This window comes from Hydrocoleum sp. CS-953, from assembly GCF_002260545.1.
In the GTDB taxonomy this organism is placed as follows: domain Bacteria; phylum Cyanobacteriota; class Cyanobacteriia; order Cyanobacteriales; family Microcoleaceae; genus Trichodesmium.
Genome location: NZ_LGSU01000693.1, coordinates 1 through 4,255, shown reverse-complemented (window position 1 = coordinate 4,255; position 4,255 = coordinate 1). Strand labels below are relative to the sequence as shown.

At 35.3% G+C, this 4,255-nt stretch carries 1 protein-coding gene; it reads right to left on the bottom strand.

Annotated elements, in window-relative coordinates:
• Positions 1 to 1,451, bottom strand: a 1,451-nt coding sequence (locus AFK68_RS08010) for a DUF3685 domain-containing protein (protein ID WP_094672291.1), incomplete at its 3' end; no start/stop codon positions are given.
• Positions 1,452 to 4,255 lie beyond the last annotated feature (2,804 nt).

Below are 4,255 nucleotides of genomic sequence, written 5' to 3'. Positions count from 1 at the left end.
TTTAATAAAGGTTGAATCACAGCATTAGCAATTGAAATTAATAAATTTTGAAGTAAGGCTTCAGAGCGTTCCATGGCTTCAGGAGTACCTACTCCAAAAGATACATTATCAATTACTAAAGGAACTTGAAATAATAAGTAGGATATTAACTCTTCAACCAAAGGAATTTTATCAAGAATAAATTTATGCACATTATCAGCATCATTTAATAAAACTGGCATTACTTCGACTTTAATTTGTTCGGCAAAAGAATTGATAATTCCTATGCCATTACTAATTTCAAGTTGATAGTATTCACCAATAAAAAATTTACTCGTAAATTCCCATAAATTATGTACAATCTCATATCTTTGTTTGGGAATTTCTTCTATTAGAATAGAAGCATTACGCAGTTCATCAAGAATATCTTCAAATTTACATAAAGCTATATAAATTAGTTCTTGCTTCTTAGAACCTCGCAATATATCAATTTCCATTGGTAATTCACTGAGGTTAATTAAATTAGAATTTAATTTTGCTATTGTTGATTCAAATAATGCTGTTTGTAAATTCATTGCTTCAGTGGTGGGAGAAACAAATTCAGAATTTATTCTCAGGAAAATTTGCTCATTATTGTTGACGGAATTAAGAATTTTTTTTGTTGGTAATTCTGTAAAATTTTTCAAATTTGAATCGACAAAATCATCTCTATTTACATCTGTTGCTTGCTGCTGCTTCTGAGCATTAACAGACTTAGGTGACAAGTGACTAAGTATCCATCTAGCTGTTAGTAATTCTCGTCGTTGCCCAGAAGTTATTGCCACATTGAGTAGAGAGTTGAAATTATTTCTATCTAAATTTTTTACTCTCTCATTGAGTTGATATGTTACTTCCGACAGAGAAGAATCTATTTGTTTTATTCCAGAGTTACAGACATTATCAAAAAGATTATCGAAAAAATTTTTTGTGGGAAATCTTAGACCTAAACTTGCTGGTTTTTCAGAATTTTCTTGTATAGTTTCAACCCCAGGAATATTTCTCCAATAAGACTGACCATTTGCTATTTGTCTAATAATAATTACTAACTCAGAAATACTGATTCCTTTTATACAATAACCATTGATACCTAATTTTCTTACTAATGTCAATAATAAGCTATCTTGTAGAGATGTCAATAATAATATTGGTAACTCAGGGTACGAAGTTTTAAGTTGTTGACAAAAGTCGATTCCAGAGATTGTAATTTCCTCTGTAGTTTGAGGAAGCAAATTATTGGTTTCTATGTCTAAAATAACCAAAAAATTATTCTCTTCTGTGATCAAATTTTGAATATTTTTTAAGGCTTCTGCCCCTACTTCTGTCTCAAATACTATTTCTAAGTCAGGAAACTGCTCACAGGAAAATTTTAACCCCATCCGAAAGATAGGGTCATTATCAATGAGCAGCAATTTTAATGCTGATTCACTATTCATAAATTGGTTTTTGGTTGAGATATTTTAAGAATATAATAACCAATGAAAGTTAAATTCCAAATTTCTTTAATGTCTCAATTAAATCTTTAATATTAACTGATTTATCATTCTTGAAGTAAATAGGCATCTGAACTGGAAGCTGGAGCTGGAGCTGGAGCTGGAGCTGGAGCTGGGGCTGGGGCTGGAGAATAAGACCTCTGTGGAGCTGGCGAATAATATTGGCGACTGGGGGCTGGAGAATAAGACCTCTGTGGAGCTGGCGAATANGGGGCTGGAGAATAAGACCTCTGTGGAGCTGGCGAATAATATTGGCGACTGGGGGCTGGAGAATAAGACCTTTGTTGCTCTCTAATACGTTGTTGGTATTCACGCTGTCTCCTAGCTTCTTCAGCTTGTTGTGCTGCCCATATTGCATCTCGTTCAGACGACCAACGAGATATAGCATCTTGAGCTTCATAATACAGAGCGCGTCCATAGCCAATTTGATAAGCTGTGTTAATAGCAGCAGTCAGACTACCTTGTTTGGCCAGGCTATAGGCTTCGTTAAGAATTGGCCGATCTTGGGCAATTTGTAACTCTGTATTCCATTTATAAATTTCATCCTGAGCTTCGTCATACAAAGCACGACCTTTTTCTATCTGGTATGCAACATCAATAGCTTGGCCAAGTTTTCCTTCTTTGGCTAAAGCTCTAGCTTCTGCTAATAATGGCGAATCTTCAATAATTTGTACTCGTTTATTCCACTCAGCTATTAGGGTTTGAGCTTCTATTCTCAGTGGACGCTCCAAAGCAACATAACTAGCTTGTTTAATCGCCATATTATAGCTATCAACTGTCTCTTGTTTAGCTAATTGTTTAGCTAAAGCCACATAAGGTCGGTCTTCTATTTTGAGTATATCTTTGCGCCATTTAGCAATCAAGGNAATCTTCAATAATTTGTACTCGTTTATTCCACTCAGCTATTAGGGTTTGAGCTTCTATTCTCAGTGGACGCTCCAAAGCAACATAACTAGCTTGTTTAATCGCCATATTATAGCTATCAACTGTCTCTTGTTTAGCTAATTGTTTAGCTAAAGCCACATAAGGTCGGTCTTCTATTTTGAGTATATCTTTGCGCCATTTAGCAATCAAGGTTTGAGCCTGAATTCGCTTTGGTTGTTTCTGGCCAACCATTTGCGCTTGGTTTATGGCCAGTTGTAATGTTGCTGGTTGACCAACACTGGCGATCGCGTTGGCTAGCTGAATATGAGTTAAATTGTCTAATTGTTGTTGGAGTTGCTTAATTTGAGTTTGAGCTTGTTGATAGTATGGACTATCAGAAGTAATCTGATCTGCTGCTGCTTTTCCTTCCATCAAAGCTACCATATTTGCAATTTGAGACCCTCCCATAGGCTTATTCCAAGTTGCTGCTTGAGCATGACCTAGTAATATTAAGTCTTCAGCTTCTTTTTTCAGTTTATGTCCTGAAGGAATATATTCAATAGCTCTTATTGCCCCTTTTAAATCTTGTGCTTCTATACGTTCGGTAGCAATTTTGATTAAACTACGACCCCACTTTTGCATATCTTTATCAGCTTTTTCTCGAATGTAGAGATTAGGGTCTATTTTGTTAGCTAAAGCGATCGCTTCTCCATACTCATCTACTGTTTCTCTATATATCAAATAACGAGCATCTTTAAGAATTTGCCAAGCTTTTTTTTCTAATACAATGCGCTCTAATAATTCTCTATATTTAGTAGTTTGCCAGTGAACATTATCTAACTTTGACATAGCTAGAGAGTAATTAGAAGCTTTATTCCAACTCATAGCCTTTATAGCTTCTGTAGCTTTATCATAGAAAGATTGACCTTCTGCCCATTGTTTCTTCCAATCTGCTACTGCTTCTTCTACTCTGCTGTAAACTGGACTATCCTTGGGAATTTTAGCTACTGTATCTAGAGCGCCCTGTAAATCACCCTCTCTAATCTTTTGATTAGCCACAGAGATAATTAACTTTGTCCATTCTCCTGTCATTTGTTGACCTAGTTGATAGAGGGGGTGTTCTTCTGGCCAACTTTCTACTAAAGTTAAGGCTTTTTCCAACTCTTCTAGGTTTCGTGACTCAGCAGCTTTGTTGGCACAGTAAAGTCGCTTTCCATCTGCTGATAATGCAGAAATTTGTTCACAGTTAGGTTGGGGAGGGTTAACCAATAACCACATAAGTGCTGCACCACCTGTAATTCCAAAGCTAGCTGCAATGCTCCACCAAATTAGTTGCCATCCCCAATAATTTTTCTGGCCTTTTTTTGGTTGAGTTTCTGTTGATTTTTGGAAATTTTTTTCTGGTTGAACTTCTGAGCTATTGTTTTCCTCTTGCTCTAAAGGTTGTGAGGTAGTATTTACTATTTCTGTTTTGACTACGGAACTACTACTGTAACCGTTTGCTCCATTTATAGAGGTTTTATTGGAACTTACCTCCAAGTTTTTTGGTTGTGAATTTTCTAATGACATAACAAAATTTACTCTGCTAATGGTAATAATTTTTCAGTAAGTGAGGATAATTTCCTGAACTAATTTTTTTGCGTTTTCCATCACCCAGAATGTTTTTAATACCTCCGAAGGAAAATTTCAACTTGGGTTTTTGCTCAAGCATGACGAGGGAGGTTTAGATATTAAGGATTTGCTAGTTTAAGTTAAAACTATCTACTATAGCAAATTTACCTATATTTTATAAAGTCATTTTTTTGACTATTGAATAATCTTAAAAGAATTCAGTTAAATTTTTTTCAGCCAAAACTATCGGGATTTTTTTTGCTCTACTATGG